The organism is Frateuria sp. GZRe14 (genome assembly GCF_051900395.1).
Taxonomy (GTDB): Bacteria; Pseudomonadota; Gammaproteobacteria; order Xanthomonadales; family Rhodanobacteraceae; genus Frateuria_A; species Frateuria_A edaphi.
The window spans coordinates 364,605-387,462 of sequence record NZ_JBHZGJ010000002.1 but is presented as its reverse complement, the minus strand read 5'-3'; the positions used below and the strand labels follow the sequence as shown (position 1 = coordinate 387,462).

The 22,858-nt window shown below is 68.0% G+C and carries 23 protein-coding genes; 15 read left to right on the top strand and 8 right to left on the bottom strand.

Annotated elements, in window-relative coordinates; translation table 11 throughout:
- The first annotated feature begins 24 nt into the window (after positions 1-24).
- From ctaD to ACFWZ1_RS16035, 3 genes are all read left to right on the top strand, one after another.
- Positions 25-1,641: a cytochrome c oxidase subunit I gene (ctaD, locus tag ACFWZ1_RS16045; protein ID WP_231321980.1), complete on the top strand. Its 1,617-nt coding sequence runs from the start codon at positions 25-27 to the stop codon at positions 1,639-1,641.
- A 49-nt stretch (positions 1,642-1,690) separates the two neighbouring features.
- Complete coding sequence (locus tag ACFWZ1_RS16040; RefSeq protein WP_439667173.1) at positions 1,691-1,819, top strand: hypothetical protein; 129 nt, start codon at positions 1,691-1,693, stop codon at positions 1,817-1,819.
- A gap of 100 nt (positions 1,820-1,919) precedes the next feature.
- A complete protein-coding gene (locus ACFWZ1_RS16035; RefSeq protein ID WP_439667172.1) occupies positions 1,920-2,804 on the top strand; it encodes a cytochrome c oxidase subunit 3 in 885 nt (294 codons plus the stop codon).
- 180 nt (positions 2,805-2,984) lie between these two features.
- Here the strand turns inward: ACFWZ1_RS16035 and ACFWZ1_RS16030 are convergent, their stop codons facing one another.
- A complete protein-coding gene (locus tag ACFWZ1_RS16030) occupies positions 2,985-3,200 on the bottom strand; it encodes a twin transmembrane helix small protein (protein ID WP_231321978.1) in 216 nt (71 codons plus the stop codon).
- Positions 3,201-3,259: 59 nt separating this feature from the next.
- Between ACFWZ1_RS16030 and ACFWZ1_RS16025 the strand changes: the two genes are divergently transcribed.
- Genes ACFWZ1_RS16025 through cyoE form a run of 5 tightly spaced genes read left to right on the top strand, consistent with a single transcriptional unit; the run spans position 3,260 to position 7,192 of the window.
- Positions 3,260-3,997, top strand: coding sequence for an SURF1 family protein (locus ACFWZ1_RS16025; protein WP_439667171.1), 738 nt, complete (start codon positions 3,260-3,262; stop codon positions 3,995-3,997).
- The gene (locus ACFWZ1_RS16020; RefSeq protein WP_231321976.1) at positions 3,994-4,569 is read left to right on the top strand and encodes a hypothetical protein; all 576 of its coding nucleotides are present in this window, start codon (positions 3,994-3,996) and stop codon (positions 4,567-4,569) included. Before ACFWZ1_RS16025 ends, ACFWZ1_RS16020 begins: the two co-directional genes overlap by 4 nt.
- Before the next feature lie 20 nt (positions 4,570-4,589).
- On the top strand, positions 4,590-5,783 hold the full coding sequence (locus ACFWZ1_RS16015; RefSeq protein WP_439667170.1) for a COX15/CtaA family protein: 1,194 nt from the start codon (positions 4,590-4,592) through the stop codon (positions 5,781-5,783).
- A 17-nt stretch (positions 5,784-5,800) separates the two neighbouring features.
- Positions 5,801-6,211, top strand: a complete 411-nt coding sequence (locus tag ACFWZ1_RS16010; RefSeq protein WP_439667169.1) for an EF-hand domain-containing protein — start codon at positions 5,801-5,803, stop codon at positions 6,209-6,211.
- A 33-nt stretch (positions 6,212-6,244) separates the two neighbouring features.
- Positions 6,245-7,192, top strand: a complete 948-nt coding sequence (gene cyoE, locus ACFWZ1_RS16005) for a heme o synthase (protein ID WP_439667168.1) — start codon at positions 6,245-6,247, stop codon at positions 7,190-7,192.
- 4 nt (positions 7,193-7,196) lie between these two features.
- On the opposite strand, the gene ACFWZ1_RS16000 is transcribed toward cyoE, so the two are convergent.
- The gene (locus ACFWZ1_RS16000; protein WP_439667167.1) at positions 7,197-8,786 is read right to left on the bottom strand and encodes a sulfotransferase; all 1,590 of its coding nucleotides are present in this window, start codon (positions 8,784-8,786) and stop codon (positions 7,197-7,199) included.
- Between the two features lie 344 nt (positions 8,787-9,130).
- Between ACFWZ1_RS16000 and ACFWZ1_RS15995 the strand changes: the two genes are divergently transcribed.
- The 3 genes from ACFWZ1_RS15995 (at position 9,131) to ACFWZ1_RS15985 (ending at position 14,669) form a co-directional block, all read left to right on the top strand.
- Complete coding sequence (locus tag ACFWZ1_RS15995) at positions 9,131-9,319, top strand: hypothetical protein (RefSeq protein ID WP_439667166.1); 189 nt, start codon at positions 9,131-9,133, stop codon at positions 9,317-9,319.
- Positions 9,320-9,458: 139 nt separating this feature from the next.
- The gene (mgtA, locus tag ACFWZ1_RS15990; RefSeq protein WP_439667165.1) at positions 9,459-12,110 is read left to right on the top strand and encodes a magnesium-translocating P-type ATPase; all 2,652 of its coding nucleotides are present in this window, start codon (positions 9,459-9,461) and stop codon (positions 12,108-12,110) included.
- 120 nt (positions 12,111-12,230) lie between these two features.
- The gene (locus ACFWZ1_RS15985; protein ID WP_439667164.1) at positions 12,231-14,669 is read left to right on the top strand and encodes a CehA/McbA family metallohydrolase; all 2,439 of its coding nucleotides are present in this window, start codon (positions 12,231-12,233) and stop codon (positions 14,667-14,669) included.
- A 30-nt stretch (positions 14,670-14,699) separates the two neighbouring features.
- Here the strand turns inward: ACFWZ1_RS15985 and ACFWZ1_RS15980 are convergent, their stop codons facing one another.
- From ACFWZ1_RS15980 to rpsU, 6 genes are all read right to left on the bottom strand, one after another.
- Positions 14,700-15,686: a bile acid:sodium symporter family protein gene (locus ACFWZ1_RS15980; protein ID WP_439667163.1), complete on the bottom strand. Its 987-nt coding sequence runs from the start codon at positions 15,684-15,686 to the stop codon at positions 14,700-14,702.
- 49 nt (positions 15,687-15,735) lie between these two features.
- A complete protein-coding gene (locus tag ACFWZ1_RS15975) occupies positions 15,736-16,359 on the bottom strand; it encodes a DedA family protein (RefSeq protein WP_439667162.1) in 624 nt (207 codons plus the stop codon).
- Positions 16,360-16,426: 67 nt separating this feature from the next.
- Complete coding sequence (dnaG, locus tag ACFWZ1_RS15970; protein ID WP_439667161.1) at positions 16,427-18,160, bottom strand: DNA primase; 1,734 nt, start codon at positions 18,158-18,160, stop codon at positions 16,427-16,429.
- Positions 18,161-18,272: 112 nt separating this feature from the next.
- Positions 18,273-18,443 carry a DUF1328 domain-containing protein gene (locus ACFWZ1_RS15965; RefSeq protein ID WP_231321958.1) on the bottom strand — a complete coding sequence of 57 codons (171 nt, stop codon included), beginning with the start codon at positions 18,441-18,443 and terminating at the stop codon, positions 18,273-18,275.
- Between the two features lie 202 nt (positions 18,444-18,645).
- Positions 18,646-19,092 (bottom strand): GatB/YqeY domain-containing protein, encoded by a 447-nt coding sequence (locus ACFWZ1_RS15960; RefSeq protein ID WP_231321957.1) that lies wholly within the window; start codon positions 19,090-19,092, stop codon positions 18,646-18,648.
- Positions 19,093-19,196: 104 nt separating this feature from the next.
- The gene (rpsU, locus tag ACFWZ1_RS15955) at positions 19,197-19,412 is read right to left on the bottom strand and encodes a 30S ribosomal protein S21 (protein WP_055999514.1); all 216 of its coding nucleotides are present in this window, start codon (positions 19,410-19,412) and stop codon (positions 19,197-19,199) included.
- A 111-nt stretch (positions 19,413-19,523) separates the two neighbouring features.
- Between rpsU and tsaD the strand changes: the two genes are divergently transcribed.
- The 4 genes from tsaD (at position 19,524) to folK (ending at position 22,820) form a co-directional block, all read left to right on the top strand.
- Entirely contained in the window at positions 19,524-20,546 is a 1,023-nt protein-coding gene (gene tsaD / locus ACFWZ1_RS15950; RefSeq protein WP_439667292.1) for a tRNA (adenosine(37)-N6)-threonylcarbamoyltransferase complex transferase subunit TsaD, read from the top strand.
- A 99-nt stretch (positions 20,547-20,645) separates the two neighbouring features.
- The gene (gene folB, locus ACFWZ1_RS15945) at positions 20,646-21,005 is read left to right on the top strand and encodes a dihydroneopterin aldolase (protein ID WP_439667160.1); all 360 of its coding nucleotides are present in this window, start codon (positions 20,646-20,648) and stop codon (positions 21,003-21,005) included.
- A 77-nt stretch (positions 21,006-21,082) separates the two neighbouring features.
- Entirely contained in the window at positions 21,083-22,333 is a 1,251-nt protein-coding gene (locus tag ACFWZ1_RS15940; RefSeq protein WP_439667159.1) for a mechanosensitive ion channel family protein, read from the top strand.
- A 4-nt stretch (positions 22,334-22,337) separates the two neighbouring features.
- Positions 22,338-22,820 carry a 2-amino-4-hydroxy-6-hydroxymethyldihydropteridine diphosphokinase gene (folK, locus tag ACFWZ1_RS15935; protein WP_439667158.1) on the top strand — a complete coding sequence of 161 codons (483 nt, stop codon included), beginning with the start codon at positions 22,338-22,340 and terminating at the stop codon, positions 22,818-22,820.
- The last annotated feature ends 38 nt before the right edge of the window (positions 22,821-22,858 follow it).

Sequence of the window (22,858 nt, the reverse complement as noted above, 5' to 3'; positions counted from 1 at the left end):
CGCATTAGGTAGAGGTGCAAGGCCATGGCCCACGCAGCCACCCACGATCACCACGACGAGCACCACGGCGCACCGTCGAACTTCTTCACGCGCTGGTTCATGTCCACGAACCACAAGGACATCGGCACGCTGTACCTGGTCTTCTCGCTGCTGATGTTCTTCATCGGCGGCAGCTTCGCGATGGTGATCCGCGCGGAGCTGTTCAAGCCGGGCATGCAGCTGGTGCAGCCGTATTTCTTCAACGAGATGACCACCATGCATGCGCTGGTGATGATCTTCGGCGCGATCATGCCGGCCTTCGTGGGCCTCGGTAACTGGATGATCCCGTTGATGGTCGGCGCGCCGGACATGGCGCTGCCGCGCATGAACAACCTCTCGTTCTGGATCCTGCCGTTCGCCTTCGCGCTGATGCTGTCCACGCTGTTCATGCCCGGCGGCGGCCCGGCCGGCGGCTGGACCATGTATCCGCCGCTGTCGCTGCAGAGCGATTCGGTCGCCTACGTGGTGTTCGCGATCCATCTGATGGGCATCAGCTCGATCATGGGCGCGATCAACATCATCGCGACCATCCTCAACATGCGCGCGCCGGGCATGGATCTTCTGAAGATGCCGGTGTTCGTGTGGAGCTGGCTGATCACGGCGTTCCTGCTGATCGCCGTGATGCCGGTGCTGGCCGGCGCGGTGACCATGCTGCTGACCGACAAGTACTTCGGCACCAGCTTCTTCAACGCCGCCGGCGGCGGCGATCCGGTGCTGTATCAGCACGTGTTTTGGTTCTTCGGTCACCCCGAGGTGTACATCATGATCCTGCCGGCGTTCGGGATCATCTCGGAGATCGTGCCGACGTTCTCGCGCAAGCCGATCTTCGGCTACAAGGCGATGGTGTTCGCGATCGCGGCGATCGCGTTCCTGTCCTTCATCGTGTGGGCGCACCACATGTTCGCGGTGGGCCTGCCGCTGGGCGCCGAAATCTTCTTCATGTACGCCACCATGCTCATCTCGGTGCCGACCGGCATCAAGGTGTTCAATTGGGTGAGCACGATGTGGGGTGGCTCGCTGACGTTCGAGACGCCGATGCTGTTCGCCATCGCGTTCATCATCCTGTTCACGATCGGCGGCTTCTCCGGCCTGATGCTGGCGCTCGTCCCGGCCGACTTCCAGTACCACGACACCTACTTCGTGGTGGCGCACTTCCACTACGTGCTGGTGACCGGCGCGGCGTTCGCCATCATGGCCGCCACGTACTACTGGCTGCCCAAGTGGACCGGCCGCATGTACAGCGAGTTCTGGGGCAAGGTGCACTTCTGGTGCTCGGTGGTGTTCGTGAACGTGCTGTTCTTCCCGCAGCACTTCCTGGGCCTGGCCGGCATGCCGCGCCGCATCCCGGACTACAACGTGGCGTTCGCCGACTTCAACATGATCAGCTCGATCGGCGGCTTCCTGTTCGGCGCCTCGCAGCTGATCTTCCTGGGCGTGATCGTGCATTGCGCGTTCTTCTCCAAGAAGAAGGCTGCCGACCGCGTGTGGGAAGGCGCTCGTGGCCTGGAGTGGACGGTGCCGTCGCCGGCTCCGCACCACACCTTCGCGCTGCCGCCGGTGATCCACGACGACGAGCTGGCCCACGGTCACGTGGATGATTGAGGCAGCGGTTGCGCCGACCCCGGTCGGTGCGCCCGAAGGGCCCAGGATGATGAGCAGGCAGACGGAAGACGGGGAACTGGCACGCCGAAAGGGCGTACGGCGCACCCTCTGGATCACCGGAACGATCGCGGTGGTGCTGTTCCTGCTCTCGATCCTGAGCATGGTGAAGATCGGCTAGCACAGGTATTCCCCGGATCCGTCACGGCGGCCCGGCAAGCAGTTCCCCGCGCGGCACGGCGGGGATGGAAGCAAACGAAGAGATATCCACGGGGTCGCTCATGGGTCAGCAGCAAGCTTATTTCGTACCGGCCAAGAGTCATTGGCCGATCGTGGCCGCGGTGGTCATGTTCCTCACCGTGTTCGGTGCCGCGCATTGGCTGAACGCACCGCCGGGCGAAGCGGGCTTCGGCAAGACGGTCATCGCCATCGGTTTCATCGGGATCCTGCTGATGTTCTTCGGCTGGTTCCGCTCGGTGATCCATGAATCGCTGTCCGGCAAGTACGACGCGCAGGTGGATCGCTCGTTCCGCATGGGCATGATGTGGTTCATCTTCTCCGAGGTGATGTTCTTCGCCGCGTTCTTCGGCGCGCTGTTCTACACCCGCATGTTCTCCGTGCCGTGGCTGGGCGGCGAAGGCCATGGCGTGCTGACTCACCAGTTCCTGTGGAGCGATTACGCCGCAGCATGGGGCGCCGGCGGCGGCAACGGCCCGGGCAACATCGGCGGCAATTTCCAGACGGTGGCGCCGTGGGGCCTGCCGCTGCTCAACACCCTGATCCTGCTCACCTCCAGCGTCACCGTGACCATCGCGCACCATGCGCTGAAGGCCGGCCACCGCGGCAAGATCCTGGTGTTCCTGGGCCTGACGGTCCTGCTGGGCGCCACCTTCGTGTACGCCCAGGCGCACGAGTACATGGAGGCCTACAAGGAGCTCAACCTCACGCTGCACACCGGCGTGTACGGCTCGACCTTCTTCATGCTGACCGGCTTCCATGGCCTGCACGTGACGCTGGGCACGATCATGCTGGCGATCATCTGGCTGCGCGTGCTCAAGGGCCACTTCAGCCCCGATCACCACTTCGGCTTCGAGGCAGTGGCGTGGTACTGGCATTTCGTGGACGTGGTGTGGCTTGGCCTGTTCATGTTCGTCTACATCCTCTGAGACGACAGCCGCGCAACAAGAAAAAGCCCGCCGATCGGCGGGCTTTTTTTTCGTGGTAGCCCACTTGTGGGCGATGTTCCTTGGCGGTCCGGTGAAAGGCCTTCACGCGGGGGTTCTACACCAGTGCGGCTTGCGCTAAATGTCGCGCTTGCGGGCTTCGCTGGCCCGGGCCCGCTACAATTAGCGGCCGACGCCGTGGGGCTGCAGCCAGCCCATCCAGATGCCCAGCATGATCATGGCGATCAGCACGATCGACAGGCCGATACGCCGGGTCAGCGCCCAGGCGGTGCGTTTGCTGCCGTCCTTGTCGGTCATCATGTAATACAGCGCCTGGCCGAGGTTGAACACCACGATCAGGAACATGATCACCAGCGCGACTTTGTAGATGGTTTCCACGTGAGCGGTCCGAACGACTTCCCAGCCGGCAGTATAGCCACCGCCGACGAGGCCTCCGCGTGACACGTTGGCGCAGGCCGGCCTGGTGGAGCGTGCTGCTGACCGTGGCCGCCGCGGCGCTGTTCGTGCGCCTGGGCGTGTGGCAACTGGATCGCGCGGCCTACAAGGACAGCCTGGTGCGGCGTTATGCCGCCGCGGCCACTGCCCCGCCGGTACCCTTCGGGCAGGTCGCGGCCACGCCGCCGGCTGACGCGTTCCCGCGGGTGGCGGTACATGGCACCTGGCTGGCTGACCGCGCGTATCTGTTGGACAACCCCCACCACGATGCGCGCGGCGGAGCGGAGGTCTACGTGCCACTGGCGCTGCCCGGCCAGTCGCGCCTGCTGCTGGTGGATCTGGGCTTCCTGCCTGGCACCCCTGAGCAGGTGTCGGCGCTGCCGCCGTTGCCGGCCGGCGAGGTCGCCTTGCACGGGCTTTACCTGCCCCCGCCGGGCGTGGGCCTGGAACTGGGCGGGGATGCGCTGGCTGGCCAGGCGCATTGGCCCAAGACGACCATCTATCTGGAACTCGGCCAGGTGGCCAAGGATCTGGGTCGGCCGCTGTACCCGCGGGTGCTCGCGCTCGACGCGGACCCGACGGTGGCTTACCAGCGCGAGCATGCCTTCGACTTTTCCTCGATGCCGCCGGAGCGGCATCGGGCCTACGCCTTCCAGTGGTTCAGCTTTGCGGTCGCGGTGGTGGTGATCTTCCTGGTCCTGCACCGCAAGCGCCGCCCCCGACGCACGGACAACCCATGAACACACCCGCGCCTCCGACCCTCAAGGCCAGCCGCCTGAAGCTGCTGGCAATCATGGCGGTCTTCGCGCTGCCGATCATTGCCGCCGGCGTGCTGACCTTCACCGGCTGGCAGCCCAGCGGCAAGGGCTATGGCCAGCCGATCGAACCGCAGCGCAACTTCGTCGACGAACACCTGCGCGTGACGCTTGCCGACGCCAGCGACTACGCCTGGCGCGACCCGGCCGAGCCGCGCATGACCCTGGTCGCGCTGGCCGGCCCCGGCTGCGCTGCGCGGTGCTTCGAGACGCTGACAGGCATGGCCAAGGCATGGGTCACGCTCAATCGCAACCAGAAGCGCCTGCGCCTCCTGTATGTCGGTGAGCCACCGGCCGATGCGGGCCAGCTTGCGGCCATGAAGGCCTATTGGACGCTGGGGCGCGATGCAGAAGGCAAGCTCGGCGCCTTTCGCCCGCAGGCGCCCGACAGCGTGAGCGCGCTGCTCGTCGAATCCAACGGCACGGCACTGGCTTACTACCCGGCGGGCTTCGACGGCACCGGCCTGCTTCGCGACATGCACAAGGTGATCAAATGAACGGTGAGGATGGCGGCCGCATGCGGATCGCGAGCGAAACGCCGTTGGCGTCGTCCAGGGCGCGGCGCATCATGCGCTGGCTCGCGCTGTGCGCGGCGGTATTCGCCTTCGGCGTGGTGATGTTCGGCGCCTTCGTACGCCTGTCGAACGCAGGCCTGTCCTGCCCGGACTGGCCGACCTGCTACGGCCAGGTGACCTGGCCGCACCACGAGCAGGCGGTGGCGCGGGCCGACGCGGCGTTCCCGGACCGCCCCTACGAGGCGAACAAGGCCTGGCGCGAACAGGTCCACCGCTTCCTTGCCGGCACGCTGGGCGTGCTGGTGCTCGTGCTGGCGCTGATGGCCGCCTGGCGTCCGCGCTGGGCGCGTGCTGCAGTGATCCTGGGCGCGGTCTTCGCCGCCGGCGGCGTCACCCTGTACATGCGCGGCGAGCATGCCTGGTCCTCGCTGCTGGCGGTGGTGGCGATCGCCCTGCCGCTGGCCGCCGCGACCCGGCTGCGCAGCCCCGGCGCGTGGCGGATCGCGGTGCTGGCGCTGGCAGTGATCATCTTCCAGGCCATGCTGGGCATGTGGACCGTCACCCTGTTGCTCAAGCCGATCGTGGTGATGGGCCATCTGCTCGGCGGCATCACCACTTTCGCGTTGCTGGCCTACGCGGCGCTGCGCTTCGCAGGCGTCGGCGCGCCCGACGAGCGCCACGCGGCGCTGCGCCGCTGGGTCGTGCTCGGCATCGTGCTGCTGGCCTGCCAGATCGCGCTGGGTGGCTGGACCTCGTCCAACTACGCTGCGCTCGCGTGCGGCACGGGCGCGGACGCCTTCCCCAAGTGCCTGGGCCAATGGATGCCGCCGACCGATTTCAAGGAAGGCTTCGTGCTGTGGCGCGGCATTGGCGTGAACTACGAGGGCGGCATCCTGGACATGGCCGCGCGCAGTGCGATCCAGGTCGCGCACCGCTTCGGTGCGCTGGTGGTGTTCGTCTACCTGATGTGGCTGAGCCATCGCGCGGCCAAACGCGGCCTGCGCCTGGCCGGTGCGGCGATCGGCGTGGTGCTTGTGGCACAGGTGCTGCTGGGCATCAGCAACGTACATTTCGGGCTACCCTTGCCGGTGGCGACCCTCCACAACGGTGTCGCTGCGTTGCTGCTGTTCACCCTGCTGGCTACGCTGGCGCGGACGCAGCGGCTCCCGGCCATCGGGTCGACCCACCCACATTGATAACAGGGAGTCCGGGCATGGCGAAATCTTCGGCGCGGTTGCTTGGTTTTGCGTTGGGCGCGGGAGCCATCCTGGTGGCGGGCAACACGCTGGCGCAGGAACGGCCGGAAAAGGGCGTAAGCACCGGGACCGTGGAGCGGCGCAGCCAGATACACGCCAGCGGCCAGGACATGGTTTCAGTCCAGCAGGAGCTCAAGCGCCGCGATGACGCCCGCCCGACCTTGTCGCCACAGCAGTTGACCGACCTGTTTCTCAGCCTGGACCAGGACAAGAACCTGCGCCTGACGCGTTCGGAACTGAAAAGCCTGCCCGCATTGCGCGCGCGCTTCGACAAGTTCGACGCGGACGGCGACCACCGGCTGTCCTACTCGGAGTTCGCCGACTACTCCGACACGGCCGCGGACGAGCTTGCACAGCGCACGCCCTGACCGCCTGGCCCACCCACACCGCGAAGTTTCCACGTGACCCTGCATCTGTCCCAGTACTTCCAACTGACCAAGCCGCGCGTCGTTGCGCTGCTGGTGTTCTGCGCCGTGATCGGCATGTTCCTGGCGGTGCCGGGCATTCCGCCGTGGCGCGCGCTGGCGTTCGGTACGTTGGGTATCTGGATGGCCTCCGGATCCGCCGCTGCGTTCAACCATCTGATCGACGAGCGCATCGACAAGCTCATGGCGCGTACCCAGCGTCGCCCGCTCGCTACCGGCCAGCTCAAGCCGCGCCAGGTGCTGGTGTTCGCGGTGCTGCTGGGCATCGCCTCGATGCTGGTGCTCGCGTTGCTGGTCAATCCGCTGACCGCCTGGCTGACCTTCGGCGGGCTGATCGGCTATGCGCTGGTCTACACCGCGTACCTGAAGCGCGCCACGCCGCAGAACATCGTGATCGGCGGCCTGGCCGGCGCGATCCCGCCGGTGCTTGGCTGGACCGCGGTCACCGGTCAGCTGCACGCCTTCGCGCTGCAGTTGTGCCTGATCATCTTCGTGTGGACGCCGCCGCACTTCTGGGCGCTGGCGATCTTCCGCCGTGAGGACTACGCGCGCGCAAAGATCCCGATGTTGCCGGTGACCCACGGCGTGGCCTACACCCGCTGGCACGTGCTGTTCTACACCGTGCTGTTGGTGCTGGTGACCCTGCTGCCGGCGCTGACCGGCTTCAGCGGCGCGGTGTATCTGGGCGGTGCGCTGGTACTCGGCGGCGGCTTCCTCTACTACGCGATCCGCCTGCTCAACCCGCCGGACGAGTTTTTCGCGATGCGTGTGTTCAAGTACTCGATCGTGTACCTGATGGCGCTGTTCGCCTTCCTGCTGGCCGACCACTGGATCGCGCCGCCGTCGCAGCCCGGGCTGGTGCTGCAGTCGGCCGCCGCCACGGCGGTGCCGACGTTGGCGCCGCTGGCGTCCGTGGCTCGCTGAGGCCTTACTCCCCGCAGTCGATGCCGTTGGCCTGCAGCAGATCGCGCAGGCCGGCCAATTGGGTCGCGTACTGCTTCCAGCGGCCCACCCCGGCCTTGTGGATGGGATCGCGCACCTGCAGTGCGCTGGCGGTCGAACTGGCCGCGCGGTTGCGCTCGAAGTGCAAGCAGGCGTCGTTCCACGGCAAGCCGCAGTGCGCGAGCAGTTGCCGCGTGGTGGCCTCCGGCGCATCGACCAGCGATTCGTAATCGATCTCCAGGATGCGTCCGGGCAGCACGTGCCGCCAGTGCGCCATCAAGCGGTCGAACAGCGCGTAGTAGCGGCCGATGTCGAGCAGGTCGAACGCGTAACCATGGAAGAACGAACCCTCGGCGAACGGCTCGCGGAAATTCCCCAGGCACGTGTCCAGCGGGTGGCGACGCAGGCAGACGAGCCTGGCGTTCGGCAACGCCTGCGCAATGAAGCCGGCATAGAGGAAATTGTGCGGGAACTTGTCGACGAAACGCGGCTTGAGCGCCGTCGCCGGCCGCGTACTGGCCAGGTAGAGCTCGCCCAGCCGATTCCAGTCCAGCCGTGTGGCGCGCGCCACCACGTCGGGATCGAGCGGCACCGGGGCCGTGCCACCGGCGAGGCGGCGTAGCCAGATGCTGAAGTTTTCCAGCTCGCCGGCGGCGTGCACTTCCGGGTGGCTGGCGATGATCCGCTCCACCAGCGTGGTGCCGCTGCGCGGCATGCCCATGACGAAGATCGGCTCGTCGCTCAGGCAACCGCCCGGGGAAGCCGGCGCGGGGAGAGCGTGGATGAGCGATTCGACCATCGCCGCGTCCCGTGCCGGCGCGTAGCGCAGGTTTGCGCGAACCGCCTGTTTGCCGCGGCTGAAGTGTTCGAACGCCTGGGCATGATCGCCGAGGTCCTCATGTTCCTTGCCCAGCGCCATGTTGAGCTGGTAGGCCGCGGCCGGTTCGGCGCCATGGCTGGCCAGCAGTGCGGACAGCCGCTCGATGTGGTTGCATCCGGCATCCTGGCGCCGCACCCGCGACAGCGCGCCGTGCGCCACCCAGTACTTGGGCGCCAGCGCCAGGCACGCTTCCAGCGCGCGCTCGGCATCCGCCGCGCGGCCGGCATAGACCAGCGACATGGCCAGGTTGAACTGGCACACCGGGTTGTCCGGCGCCAGCGCAGCCGCATGGCGATACAGGCTGGCCGCCCGTTCGTGCGCGTGGCATTGCGTGAACACCGTGCCCAGCGCATCGAGCAGGAGCGGATCGCGGGGAGCCAACGCATTGGCGGCAAGGGCTACCTGCAGCGCATCGCTCGGGCGATGGGCGCGCACCAGCGCACGGGCGAACTGCACGGCATAGTCGGCCCGCCGGGGCTCGCCGCTCGCCGCGCGGTGCAGGTGTTCCAGTGCCACGCCGACCTGGCGCAATTCCAGCGCGCCGACACCGGCCAGGTAATGTGCCTCGGCGCTCGCCGGCACGAGCTTGAGCATCTGCGTGGCGAGGACGTGCAGGCCCGCGAAGTCGTGCTGGCGCAGCGCGGCGCGGGCCTGCTCATGCAGACGGTCGAACGAAGGGGAAGCCGCTGCCGTCACTGGCCCATCCGGCGGAGAAGGGTGCGCAGCATGCCTGATCGCGCGCGCCGCGGCCAATGTGAAAAAGGACAGGGACGCCTGTAGCCCATTGACAGACGAGCGTGTGGACACCAGAATGCGCGCGCCTTCCGGCGCGCCGCGCCGCGGCATTCCCCAAGACCTTCCAAAGGCATATGGACGTCTACCCTAGTCGCAACGTCGACATCCGCGTGCTTCGGATGCCGGCGTCGCATCACAAGCTGAACGCCTGCGGCGACCGCCTGCGGTCGGCCGGCGCTTTCCTGGCCTAGGAAACGCCCGGCCCACTCCCGCGGTGTCGTCGGCACCGTACGAGGAGATGGGTCATGAACCTCCTTCGCGATCTTCCGTGGCTGCGCCTGTGGCGCCGCCTTGCCGTCGGCCGCCATAGCGCGGCGCGGCCGGTCTACGCCATCACCGTTCCCGCGCCGCTGGCCGACGCGGGCCTGGCCGAACGGCGCAATCCCGTGGTGGTAACCCAGCCCGCCCCGCTGCCGTGCACGGTGAACGGGTGAGCCTGCATCCGTTGCACAGGGGCTGGCCCCCGCCAGGACCTCGTCCCATCCGGCCGTCCAGACGACCGGACCTGCGGTAGCCGGCGCGCCTGATCGAAGGCAAGCGTCGTTCGACGAGGCGAAAGACGGAAGCGGACAGATGATCAGGCAGACCCTCCACAGCGCGGCGGCCCGGGCAACCGGCAGAGGCGCGGCGCCGGCACGCGTGATGGCGGTCGACTACGCGCGGCTGCGCAACGACGAACTGCTGGCCCGGCTCGACACCGGCACGGCAGGCCTGGATGCCGAACGCATCGCCGCGCGCCTGCACCGCGACGGCGCCAACGAGGTCTCGCACGAGAAGCCGCCGCACTGGGCGCGCCAGCTGCTGCGCGCCTGCCGCAACCCGTTCATCGCGGTGCTGGTGCTGCTGGCCATCGTGCAACTGGCGACCGACCGCGAGGACCTCACCGGACCGCTGATCATCGCCGTGATGGTGGGCATCAGCGTGCTGCTCAGCTTTACCCAGGAATACCGTTCCTCGCGCGCCGCCGAGCGGCTCAAGGCCATGGTGCGCAACACCGCCAGCGTCACCCGCCGCGCGGCCGACGGCCATAGCGAGCGCATCGAGGTACCGGTCGGCGAACTGGTCGCTGGCGACATCGTGCACCTGGGCGCGGGCGACATGGTGCCGGCGGACCTGCGCCTGCTCTCGGCCAAGGATCTGTTCATCAGCCAGGCGATCCTGACGGGCGAATCGCTGCCGGTGGAAAAGGCCGCGCCGACGGCGCGGGACCTGGCCGAAGGTGACGCGAAAGATCCGCTGGACCTGCCCACGGTCTGCTACATGGGCACCAACGTGGTCAGCGGCACCGCGATCGCCGTGGCGGTGGCGACCGGTTCGCGCAGTTACCTGGGGTCGCTGGCGCACACGTTGTCCGGACAGCGCGTGCAGACCAGTTTCGACCGCGGCGTGCGCTCGGTCAGCTGGCTGCTGATTCGCTTCATGGCGGTGATGGTGCCGGTGGTGTTCGCCATCAACGGGCTGGACAAGCACGACTGGCTGCAGGCGTTCCTGTTCGCGCTGTCGGTGGCGGTCGGCCTGACTCCCGAGATGCTGCCGCTGATCGTCAGCGCGAACCTGGGCAAGGGCGCGATGGCGATGTCCCGTCGCAAGGTGGTGGTCAAGCGCCTCAACGCGATCCAGAACTTCGGCGCGATGGACGTGCTGTGCACCGACAAGACCGGCACGCTGACGCTCGACCGGATCGTGCTCGAGCGCCACCTGGACCTGGATGGCGAGGCGTCGGACGAGGCGCTGGAATATGGCTTTCTCAACAGCCGTTTCCAGACGGGCCTGAAGAACCTGATGGACAAGGCGGTGCTGGCCCACCGCAACCTCGAGCCGATGGCCGCGCGCTTCCGCCTGGTCGACGAGATACCGTTCGACTTCCAGCGCCGGCGCATGTCGGTGGTGCTCGGCGGTGACGACGGGCAGCACTTGCTGGTGTGCAAGGGCGCGGTCGAGGAAATGCTCGCCATCTGTACCGCCGCGCGGCTGGACGGCATCGACACCACGCTCGACGACGCCCAGCGTGCGGAGATCCGCGCGATGACCCGCCGCCTCAACGAGGACGGCCTGCGCGTACTGGTCGTGGCGATCAAGCGGCAAAACCCGAGTGGGCGCGCCTATGGCCTGGCCGACGAGGCGGGCCTGACGGCGATCGGGTGCCTGGCGTTCCTCGACCCGCCCAAGGACTCGGCCGCCACCGCGATCGCGGCGCTGCGCGACCACGGCGTGGCGGTGAAGGTGGTCACCGGTGACAACGAGGCGGTCACGCGCAAGATCTGCCGCGAGGTCGGCCTGGACGTGGCGCATTCGGCGCAGGGCCGCGACATCGAACCGCTGGACGAGTCCGCGCTCGACGCGCTGGTCGCGCGCACCACCGTGTTTGCCAAGATGTCCCCGCTGCAGAAGGCGCGCGTGGTCAAGTCGCTGCAGCGCCAGGGCCACACCGTCGGCTTCCTCGGCGATGGCATCAACGACGCGCCGGCGCTGCGCGAGGCCGACGTGGGCATCTCGGTGGACAGCGCGACCGACATCGCCAAGGAGTCGGCCGACATCATCCTGCTTGAAAAAAACCTGATGGTGCTGGAAGAGGGCGTGATCGAGGGCCGCATCACCTTCGGCAACGTCATGAAGTACATCAAGATGACCGCCAGCTCGAACTTCGGCAACGTGTTCAGCGTGCTGGTGGCCAGCGCCTTCCTGCCGTTCCTGCCAATGTTGCCGCTGCAGCTGCTGGTGCAGAACCTGCTCTACGACATCTCGCAGCTGGCGATTCCCTTCGACCGCATGGATGAGGAATACCTCAAGTCCCCGCGCCAGTGGGACGCCAGCGACATCGGCCGCTTCATGGCGTGGATCGGACCGGTCAGTTCGATCTTCGACCTCACCACGTTCTGGCTGCTGTGGCACCTGTTCGGGGCGAACGACGTGGCGCACCAGGCGCTCTTCCAGTCCGGCTGGTTCGTCGAGGGGTTGCTCTCGCAGACCTTGATCGTGCACATGATCCGCACGCGGCGGATTCCGTTCGTGCAGAGCATCGCGGCCGCCCCCGTGCTTGCGCTGACGGTGGCCATCGGCGCGATCGGCTTGTTCATTCCCTACAGTCGACTGGGCGCCAAGCTCGGGATGACCGGGTTGCCGCTGGCGTACTTCGGTTGGCTGGCCTTGACGCTGCTTTGCTATGCCGTGCTGACGCAGCTGGTGAAGCGCGTGTACATGCGGCGCTACGGCCGCTGGCTCTGACCCTTCGGGGAATTTTTCCTACGAATTTTGCCGATACCGCCACCAGCGGCCGACAGCTATAAAACCTGTCGGGGGAATCCTTGCCAACGTGTAGGGGTTCATATGCAAGCAAGAATTTTGATGGCTCGCGCGCTGATGCTGGCGGGCCTGGGATGCTGCGGCCTGCCGGCCGCGTGGGCCGGCACGGCGTTGCCCGACCACCAGGAATTCGAGGCGTCGTTGCAGGTACCGTTCCAGGCAGTCGCCGGACGGCCGGTGACGCTGCATTTTGCCTATCCGGGCGCCGCGCCCGGCACACCGGTCGCCTGGCAAGTCGCGTTGCTGGATCGTGATGGCCGCGTGCTGCGCGCCTGGGACGGCCACAGCACGCTGCACGCGCGCACGGCCACGGCCCGTGTGCATTGGGATGGCAAGGGCGACCGTGGCGAAGCCTTGCGAGCCGGCTATTACACGATGCGCCTGCGCGCGATCGCGCTCGACGAAGCCAACGTTCGGCAACTGGGTACCGGCCTGGCTGGCCACGCGCTGGCCCTGGCCGCCGATCGCGCGCCCGACCGCATCGAGGAGCAGCGCTACGACATCCAGGTCGGCGCTGTGGCGCCCGCGCGCGTGCCGGCCTTCCGCGCGCTGCCTCGCCACGGCGATACGTTGCAGGTCCAGTCCGTCGGCGCCGGTTCGCTGCCCTACACGATCTATTACGGCAACCTGCACAGCCAGACCAACCACAGTGACGGCGGCGGCGACCTTGCCACCTGCGACAGCGAACAGGCGCCGCAGAGCAGCGCCTACGGCCCGGCCGACGCCTACCAGTACGCGATGAACCGCGGGCTCGACATGCTGATGACCTCCGAGCACAACCACATGTTCGATGGTTCCACCGGCACCAACACATCGGCCGATCCGGCCACGGCCAAGAGTCTGTTCGCCTCGGGCCTGCAGGCCGCAAGCTCCTTCCGTGCCGCGCACCCGAACTTCCTGGCCGTGTACGGCCAGGAGTGGGGCGTGATCAGCAACGGCGGCCACATGAACATCCTCAACGCCGACGGCCTGATCGAGTGGGAGAAAAACAGCGCCGGGCAGGTGATCGGCGACTACTACATCGCCAAGGGCGACTACGCCTCGCTGTACACGCTGATGCGCCAGCATGGCTGGATCGGCCAGTTCAACCACCCGGCTTCCAGCGGCCAGTTCGTCGTCAACGGCACCAACTTCGGCTACACCGCCGACGGCGACACGGTGATGGTGCTGGCCGAAGTGCTCAACAGCTCGGCCTTCTCGGCCAATACCAGCGAGACCGAAACCTCGCGGCCGAACTACGAGACCGCCTTCAACACCATCCTCGAACGCGGCTACCACGTGGCGCCAAGTTCCGACCAGGACAACCACTGCGCCAACTGGGGCGCGAGCTACACCAACCGCACCGGCGTGCTGATCCCGAGCGGCACGGCGCTCAGCCTGACCAGCTTCCTCGACGCGCTGCGCGCACGCCGCGTATTCGCGACGGAAGACAAGACCGACCAGATCGTGCTCACCGCCAACGGGCACGTCATGGGCGAGCGCTTCAGCAACTCTGGCCCGCTCACGCTCACCGTCAACTACGCCAGCACGTCCGGCGACAGCGTGCAGCGCGTGCAGGTGTTCCAGGGCGTCCCTGGCAGCAACGGCACCGTGACGTCGTTGTCCGAAACCGCGACCACCACGATCACGCCGACCGCGGGCGAGCATTTCTACTACGCCAAGATCACGCAGGCCGACGGCAACCGATTGTGGTCCGCGCCGATCTGGGTGAGCCAGGGCAGCGGCGGCGGTAGCGGCGATACCACGCCGCCGACGGTCAGCACCTCGGAAAGCGGCAGCGCCGGTACGATCACGCTGGCCGCCACGGCCAGCGACAATGTCGGCGTCAGCCGCGTGGAGTTCTACGTCGATGGCGCGCTCAAGGCCACCGACAGCAGCTCGCCCTACCAGGCCAACCTCGACTCGACCACGCTCACCGACGGCTCGCACACGCTCGTGGCCAAGGCCTACGACGCGGCCGGCAACGTCGGCAGCAGTTCGGGCGTGGGCTTCAGCGTCGCCAACGGCAGCGGCGGCGGCAGCGGCCAATTGCTGAGCAACGGCGGCTTCGAGAGCGGCGCCACCGCCTGGACCCAGACCAGTGGCGTCATCACCAGCGACAGCAGTGAAGCGGCCCACGCCGGCAGCTGGAAGGCGTGGCTGGACGGCTACGGCAGCAGCCACACCGACTACGTGCGGCAGCAGGTAAGCATCCCTTCGACCGTGAGCAGTGCCACGCTGGACTTCTACCTGCACATCGACAGCGCCGAAGGTACCGGCACCGCCTACGACACGCTGCAGGTGCAGGTGATCACCGCCACCGGCAAGTACGTCACGCTGGCCACCTACTCCAACACGGACGCCGCCAGCGGCTACCAGCACCACACCCTGAGCCTGAGCGGCTACAAGGGACAAACGGTGCAGGTGAACTTCTACGGCGTCGAGGATGGAAGCCTGCAGACTTCGTTCGTGGTCGACGACGTGGCGGTCAAAACCCAGTAACGGAAACCCTGTAGGAGTCCATGGGGGCTCCTACAGGGTCGGCTGCGCCTTTGCGTACCGACGCGCCAGCACCGCGCACACCATCAGCTGCAACTGGTGGAAGATCATCAGTGGCAACAGCAGGGCTCCCAATCCGCCGGCCTGGGAGGCGAACAGGATCTTGGCCATCGGCACGCCGCTGGCCAGGCTCTTCTTCGAGCCGCAGAACACCAGCGTGATGCGGTCGGCTCGGGCGAAGCCGAACAGCCTGCCAGCCGCGCTGGTGCACAGCAGCGCCAGCACCAGCAGCAGCGCGCCCACGCCGAGCGTGGCCAGCAGGGCCAGCGGCGCGGTGGTGCGCCACAGGCCGTCGACCACTGCCTCGCCGAAGGCGGCGTAGACCACCAGCAGGATCGTGCCGCGGTCGGTGACCCCCAACACGGGGCGATGGCGGTCGACCCAGTGCCCGATCCACGGCCGCAGCAGGTGCCCGACGGCAAACGGCAGCAGCAACAGCCTGACGATCTGCCACACGCCCGCGGCGCCGGGCGCGTGTCCGCCGTGCGTGGCCAGCAGCAACTCGACCAGCAGCGGCGTCAGCACGATCCCGATCAGGCTCGACAGCGAGGCGCTCACCACTGCGGCGGGGACGTTGCCGCCGGCGATCGAGGTGAACGCGATCGACGACTGCACCGTCGACGGCAGCGTGCAGACGAACAGCACGCCAAGCGCCAGCGAGGGCGTCAACAGGGCGCGCGCCAGCGGCGCCAGCAGTAAGCCCAGCAGCGGAAACAGCACGAAGGTGCTGGCGAATACCGCCAGATGCAGCCGCCAGTGCGTCACGCCGCGAAGGATCGCCGCGCGCGAGAGCTTCGCGCCGTGCAGGAAGAACAGCAGCATGATCGCCGCGTCGGTGATCCGGTCCAGCCACAACGCGGCATCGCCGCGGCACGGCAACACCGTGGCCAGGCCGACGGCGGCGAGCAGGGCGAGGGTGAAGCCGTCCGGAAGCAGGCGACGCAGCGGGGCAAGGGACATGTGACTCGGGAGCCAAAGCGAGTGCAACGGACGATTGTAGCGGGCCGGCTCAGTCGTCCATGCGCCGACGCGCACGCCAACGATGGCGCCACCACAACACGATGCCGGCGATCACCAGCAGCGCGGCGAGGATCCAGATCCCGTGCTGCCCGCGTCCGATCCACATCGCCAGCCACTCGCGGTTGTTGGCGCCGAAGTAGCCCAGGTACACCCACACCGGCACGCTGATCAGCGCGGCCAGCCCGTCGAGCAGGAAGAATCGCAGGAACGACACGCGGTGCGTGGCGCCCGCGGTCACGTAGACCGCCGTGCGCATGCCGGGCAGGAAGCGCGCCAGGAACAGCAGGCGATTGCCGTAGCGGGCGAACTTTTCCTGCACGCGCGCGTAGCGCTGGGGCGTGAGCAGTCGGGCCACCAGTGGCCACTGCATGATGCGCGCGCCATGCCGATGGCCGAGCAGGAACATCGCCGCATCGCCGACCAGCACGCCGACCAGCGAAACCAGCGCCATCACGTGCACGTTGGCGAAACCCAGGCCGGCGATCACGCCGCCGGCGACCAGCGTGATGTCCTCGGGCAACGGCGCGCCGGCGCCGCACAGCAGCAGCGCGGCGAACACCGCCAGGTAGCCGCTTTCGGCAAACAGCACGATCAGCCGTTCAAGCAGCGCCATCGTTGCTCCTGGCGGGCGCGCGCGTCGATCGGGAATGGCGCACGCGCCAGGAAACATGCCGCATCGATCAGCCCTGCGTCGGGGACGGACGACGTGCCGCCAGCAGTTCGCGCAGCTCGGCTTTCTCGGCGCTGGTCAGGGTGCCGTCGCGGTGCCTCGCGGTGAGTGCTTCGCGGCGCAGCGCGGTGGCCTGCTCCTCCATTCGCCTCAGTGCATCGAGGAATTCCTCGCGCTGGACGTCCGGCTCGCCGACCACCATCGCCGCCATCAGCTTCTGCAGTGCCGGATACTCCGGGCGCTCGGCAAAGTGTTCGACCAGCATCGCCGGATTGATGCCCGGGCGCGCGCGGCACAGATCGACCAGCTCGGCCAGCAGTCCGACGCCCGGCTTGTCCAGGCGCAGGAAACGGTAGGGCGGTTCGACCAGGTCGGCCAGTCCCGGTTGCGCCAGCAGCAGCGCGATGGCGCTGCGCACCAGCGAACGCTGCACGGCCACGGGACGCTGTACCGCGCGGCGCGCAGTCGGCTCGGCCGGCACGTTGGCGCGCGCGCCGGTGCGCCTTTCCAGTTCCTGCGCCATCAGGTCGCGGAAGGCGCCGTCGGGAAGCCTGGCGATCAGCGGGCGCGCGCGTTCGGCCAGTCGCGCGCGGCCGTCGAGGCTGGCCGTGTCCACGTCGTGCGCCAGTTCGCCGAAGAAATAATCCGACAGGGGCGTGGCATCCTTCAGGCGCTTCTCGAAGCCTTCCTTGCCTTCCTTCCGCACCAGCGAGTCCGGGTCTTCGCCGTCGGGGAGGAACAGGAAATACGCCTGGCGGCCGTCACGCAGTCGCGGCAGCGCCGCGTCCAGCGCCTTCCACGCCGCGGCGCGGCCGGCGCGGTCGCCATCGAAGCAGAACACCACGTCGGGCGCGGCGCGAAACAGCACTTCGGTGTGCTCGGGCGTGGTCGCGGTGCCCAGCGTGGCCACCGCAATCGGCAGGCCCGCCTGATGCAGCGCGATCACGTCCATGTAGCCCTCGACCACCACGATGCGCGCGAGCTGGCTGTTGGCCTGCTTGACCTGCCACAGCGCGAACAGCTCGCGGCCCTTGTGGAATAGCGGCGTCTCGGGCGAGTTGAGGTATTTCGGCGATTGCTCCGCGCTCAGCACCCGGCCACCGAAGGCGATCACGCGGCCGCGGCGGTCGAGGATGGGGAACATCAGCCGCTCGCGGAAACGGTCGTAGCGATGGCCCCGCTCGCCGGTGGCGACCATGCCCGCTTCGGTGAGCAACTGCATGCGACGGTCGCTGCCGCCCAGCGCCTTGATCAGTCCGTCGTAGCCAGCCGGCGCCCAGCCCAGCCGGAAGCGCGCGATGGTGTCGGCATCCAGACCGCGCTTGCGGCAATAGGCCTGCGCCTCGGCGTTCCTGGGCAGCTCGGTTTCATACCAGCGCGCCGCATTGTCGAGCAGCGCGTAGAGGTCGGTCTTGTCCTCGCGCGGCGCCGCCTCGCGACCACCTTCGCGTGGCACGGTCAGGCCGACCGCCTGCGCCAGTTCCTCCACCGCGTCGGGGAATTCCAACCGCTCGTAGTCCATCAGGAACTTGACCGCGCTGCCGTGCGCGCCGCAGCCGAAGCAGTGGAAGAACTGCTTGGCGGGACTGACGTAGAACGAGGGCGTGCGCTCGTTGTGGAACGGGCAGCAGGCAGTCCATTCACGCCCGGCCTTCTTCAAGGGCACGCGCCGCTCGATCACGTCGACGATGTCGACGCGGGCGAGCAGTTCGTCGATGAAGCTGTCGGGGATACGGCCGCGCATAGGCGGCTAGTCTAGGGCTTGTGCCCGTGTTCCGGGGACGCCTGCGGCATTGCGCGAAGGCGGGCCGCCGGGCCCGCCCTCGTGTGCGCCATGCGCGGTGGCTTTCGCCTCGCTACAGGATGTGGAACACCCCGATCACCGCCAGCAGGGCGATGATGAACAGGATCACGAAGATCACGAACAGGACCTTGGCGATCGTCGCGGCGATGCCGGAAATCCCGCCGAAGCCGAGCCAGCCGGCGATCAGCGAGATGATGGCGAAAATGATGGCCCACTTCAGCATGCGGCTTCTCCCTCGCCGCGCGGCCGGGGGCGGGAGCCTCCGATCCGGCGACGCCGCAACGTTGTAGGGGAAGCGGCGTGAAGGGTGCGCATCAGCTCGCTGTGCGCGGTGTGAGGGGCAGGGCCTCGAGGTGCGAGGACGCAGGCACGAGCTTCTACATCCCGCCCTTTGAAGGGGAGGGCGGGATGGATTGTGGTTGGCCTCAGCCGCCCAGTCGCGCCTTGATGCGCGAGGACACCTGCGCCATGTCGGCGCGGCCGGCAGCCTGCTGCTTGACCGAAGCCACCACCTTGCCCATGTCGCGCGGCGAGGTCGCGCCCGTCTGCGTGATGGCGGCGTCGATGAGCGCGTCGACCTCGGCCTCGGACAGCTTGGCCGGCAGATAGGCCTCGATCACTACCATCTCGGCGCGCTCGACGTCCGCGAGATCCACGCGACCGGCGGCGTCGTACTGCACAATCGAGTCACGCCGCTGCTTGAGCATCTTTTCCAGCACGGCGAGGGTCTGCGCCTCGTCCAGCTCGATGCGCTCGTCCACCTCGCGCTGCTTGATCGCGGCCAGGATCAGGCGGATCACCGCCAGGCGATCCTTCTCGCCGCCGCGCATGGCGGCCTTCATGTCGTCGGTGATGCGCTGCTTGAGGCTCATGGGCTATCTCCGGAAACGCGAAAGGCCGGTGTCGCCGTGGAGGGCAACACCGGCCTTGGGGATGAAAGAACCGCCGTGCCGCGCGCTACGCAGCGGCAGACGGATCAGTACATCCGGGTCTTGCGCGAAACGTCGCGCGAGAGGCGGCGCAGGTGGCGCTTCACCGCGGCGGCACGCTTGCGCTTGCGCTCCTGGGTCGGCTTCTCGTAGAACTCGCGCTTGCGGGTTTCGGCGAGGACGCCGGCCTTTTCGCAGGTACGCTTGAAACGGCGCAGGGCAAGCTCGAACGGCTCGTTCTCGCGAACTTTTACGCTGGGCATGAAAACTCCGGGTGGTAAACTGGCCCGCCAACCTGGCGCGCCTGTGGAATAGGGCGAGCCGCGAAGTATAGCGTGCACACCAACCAACTTTCAAACCCGTCCAACAAACCCATTCTCGGCGTGGAAACCTCCTGCGACGAGACCGGCGTGGCGCTGCTGCGCTGGGAGCCCGAGGCTCCCGGCCGCGGCCTGCTGGCGCACACGCTCTACAGCCAGATCAAGCTGCACGCCGACTACGGCGGCGTGGTGCCCGAACTGGCCAGCCGCGACCACGTGCGCAAGCTGCTGCCCCTGGTGCGCGAGGCGCTGGCGCAGGCAGGCATGACCCCCGCCGACCTCGGCGGCGTGGCCTACACCGCCGGTCCCGGCCTCGTCGGCGCGCTGCTGGTCGGCGCGGCGGCGGCTCGCGCGATGGCCTGGGCACTGGACGTGCCGGCGATCGGCGTGCACCACATGGAAGGCCACCTGCTGGCGCCGCTGCTGGAGCCCGATCCGCCTGAACCGCCGTTCGTGGCGCTGCTGGTTTCCGGCGGCCATTCCATGCTGGTCGAGGTGCGCGCGATCGGACAGTACCGCCTGCTTGGCGACACCCTGGACGATGCCGCCGGCGAAGCCTTCGACAAGACCGCCAAGCTGATGGGCCTGCCGTACCCGGGCGGCCCGGCGCTGGCGAAGCTGGCCGAACAGGGCCGGCCCGGCGCGTTCCGCTTCTCCCGGCCGATGACCGACCGGCCCGGGCTGGATTTCAGCTTCTCGGGCCTCAAGACCCAGGTGCTGCTGGCGTGGAAGCAGTCCGACCAGTCCGACCAGACCCGCGCCGACGTCGCGCGCGGTTTCGAGGAAGCCATCGTCGACACCTTGGTGATCAAGTGCCGCCGCGCGCTGGAAGCGACCGGCACGCACCGGCTGGTGATCGCCGGCGGCGTCGGCGCCAACAGGCGCCTGCGTGAAACGCTGGCGGCCGCCGGCGAGAAGGACGGCTTCCGCACCTACTTCCCGCGACTGCAGTTCTGCACCGACAACGGCGCCATGATCGCCCTGGCCGGCGCGATCCGGCTGGCCGCGGGCCAGGGCCAGGACGAGTCGGTGCGCGTGTCGCCGCGCTGGGACCTGGAAAGCCTGCAGCCGGTGTAGGCGCGCCCCTGAAGTGCACGACGCCATGCGGGCCGGCCCGCACGGTCGTTCCCGCGCACACGCACTTCGGCGTGCTCCTGCATGCCCTAAACTGGCGCGATGGACATCGTTTTCATCGAAGACCTGCGCATCGACGCGGTGATCGGCATCTACGACTGGGAGCGGCGCGTGCGCCAGACGCTCGCGTTCGACATCGAGATGGCGTTCGACAACACCGTCCCGGCCGCCAGCGACGAGATTGCGCACACGCTCAACTACAAGGACGTCTCCAAGCGCCTGATCGACTACGTCGGCAGCTCCAGCTTCGGCCTGGTCGAGACGCTCGCCGAGCGCTGCGCGGCGATCATCCGGGAGGAGTTCGGCGTGACCTGGGTGCGCCTGAAGCTGTCCAAGCCCGGCGCCGTGCGCGGCGCGCGCTCGGTCGGCGTGCGCATCGAACGCGGCACGCGCCCGCAGTAATCCCATCGGCGGCGCCTGCGCGGCGTCGTCCGCCGCGGCCGTGGCGTGCCGCGTGCGACCGGCCGAAAGGAGACCGCATGCCTTCCCTGTCCCAACTGATCGATCTTCCCTGGATGCGCACCCTGCTGGGTGTGCTGGCTGTGCTGGCGCTGGCGTGGTTGGCCGGCGAGCTGTGCCGGCGCCTGCTGCTGCGGCTGGTGTGCGGTGTCGCGCGGCGCACCGCCTGGCACTGGGACGATGCATTGCTGCAGCACGGGGCCTTCGGATGGCTGGCGCGACTGGCGTCGCCGCTCGCGCTTTCCTACGGCATCGCGCTGGTCCCCGGCGTGCCCGCTGCGGTCGAAGCGGCAGTGGCCAAAGCCATGCTGGCGTTGGTGGTGCTGTGCGTGGTGATGGCGCTGAACGCCGCGCTGTCGGCGGCCGAGGACGTGTTCCGGCAGACGACGGTGGGCCAACAGCGCTCGATCAAGGGCGCGGTGCAGCTGACCAAGCTCGGCCTGTACCTGGTCGGTGCGCTGGTGGTGATCGCGGCGGTGACCGGCAAGCAGGTGGGCCTGCTGCTGTCGGGCCTGGGCGCGATGTCCGCCGTGCTGATGCTGATCTTCAAGGACACCATCCTGGGCTTCGTCGCCGGGGTGCAGCTGTCTTCCAACGACCTGTTGCGGGTCGGCGACTGGATCGAGATGCCGCAGCTCAACGCGGACGGTGACGTGATCGACATCGCCCTGCACACGATCAAGGTGCGCAACTGGGACAAGACCGTCACCAGCATCCCGAGCTGGCGGCTGATGTCCGAGCCGTACAAGAACTGGCGCGGGATGCAGGAGAGCGGCGGGCGGCGGATCAAGCGTGCGCTGCACATCGACGCCGCGAGCGTGCACTTCCTGGACGAGGCGCAGATCGCGCGCCTGGCCCGGTTGCGCCTGCTGGCCGACTATCTGCCGACGAAGACGCGCGACCTTGCGCAGTGGAACCAGACGTTGGGCGAGGCCGCCACGCTGCCGGCCAATCGACGCCGGCTGACCAACCTGGGTACCTTCCGTGCCTACGTGCAGGCCTACCTGGACGGCCATCCGCGCATCCACCGCGGCCTGAGCTGCATCGTCCGCCAGCTCGACGGCGTCGCCCAAGGCGTACCGCTGGAGCTGTACTGCTTCACCGCCACGACGGCGTGGGCCGAGTACGAAGGCATCCAGGCTGATATCTTCGAGCACCTGTTCGCGCTGCTGCCCGAGTTCGGCCTGGCGCTGTACCAGCAGCCCTCGGGCCAGGACGTGCGCGCGGCGCTGGCGTCACCCGCGCGTGCCCGCGCGCTGGCCGGGGCCTGAGGCAATGGGACGCGCCTACCTGAGCCTGGGTTCCAACCTCGAACCGGAGCGTCACCTGCGTGCGGCGCTGGACGAACTGCGCGTGCGTTTCGGCGCGATCGACGTGTCGCCGGCCTACCGCAGCCGTGCGGTGGGCTTCGAGGGCAGCGATTTCGTCAACCTCGCGGTGGCGCTGGACACCGAGCTTGAACCGGAAGCGCTGAACGACTGGCTGCATGCGCTGGAAGATCGCCACGGCCGCCGCCGCGACGTGCCGCGCTATTCCGACCGCACGCTGGACGTGGACATCGTGCTCTACGACCAGCGCGTGCTCGAAGGTTCCGGTCACCTGCAGATCCCGCGCAAGGAACTGCGCCACGCCTTCGTGCTCAAGCCGCTGGCAGACATCGCGCCCGACCTGCGTCATCCGCTGGATGGACGCAGCATGGCCGAACTGTGGGCGGCGTTCCCGCAGCATAGCGAACCGCTTGCGCCGACTCCCTTGTAGGAGCGCCGTTGGGTGCGAGCGGGCGCACGCGGTCGCCT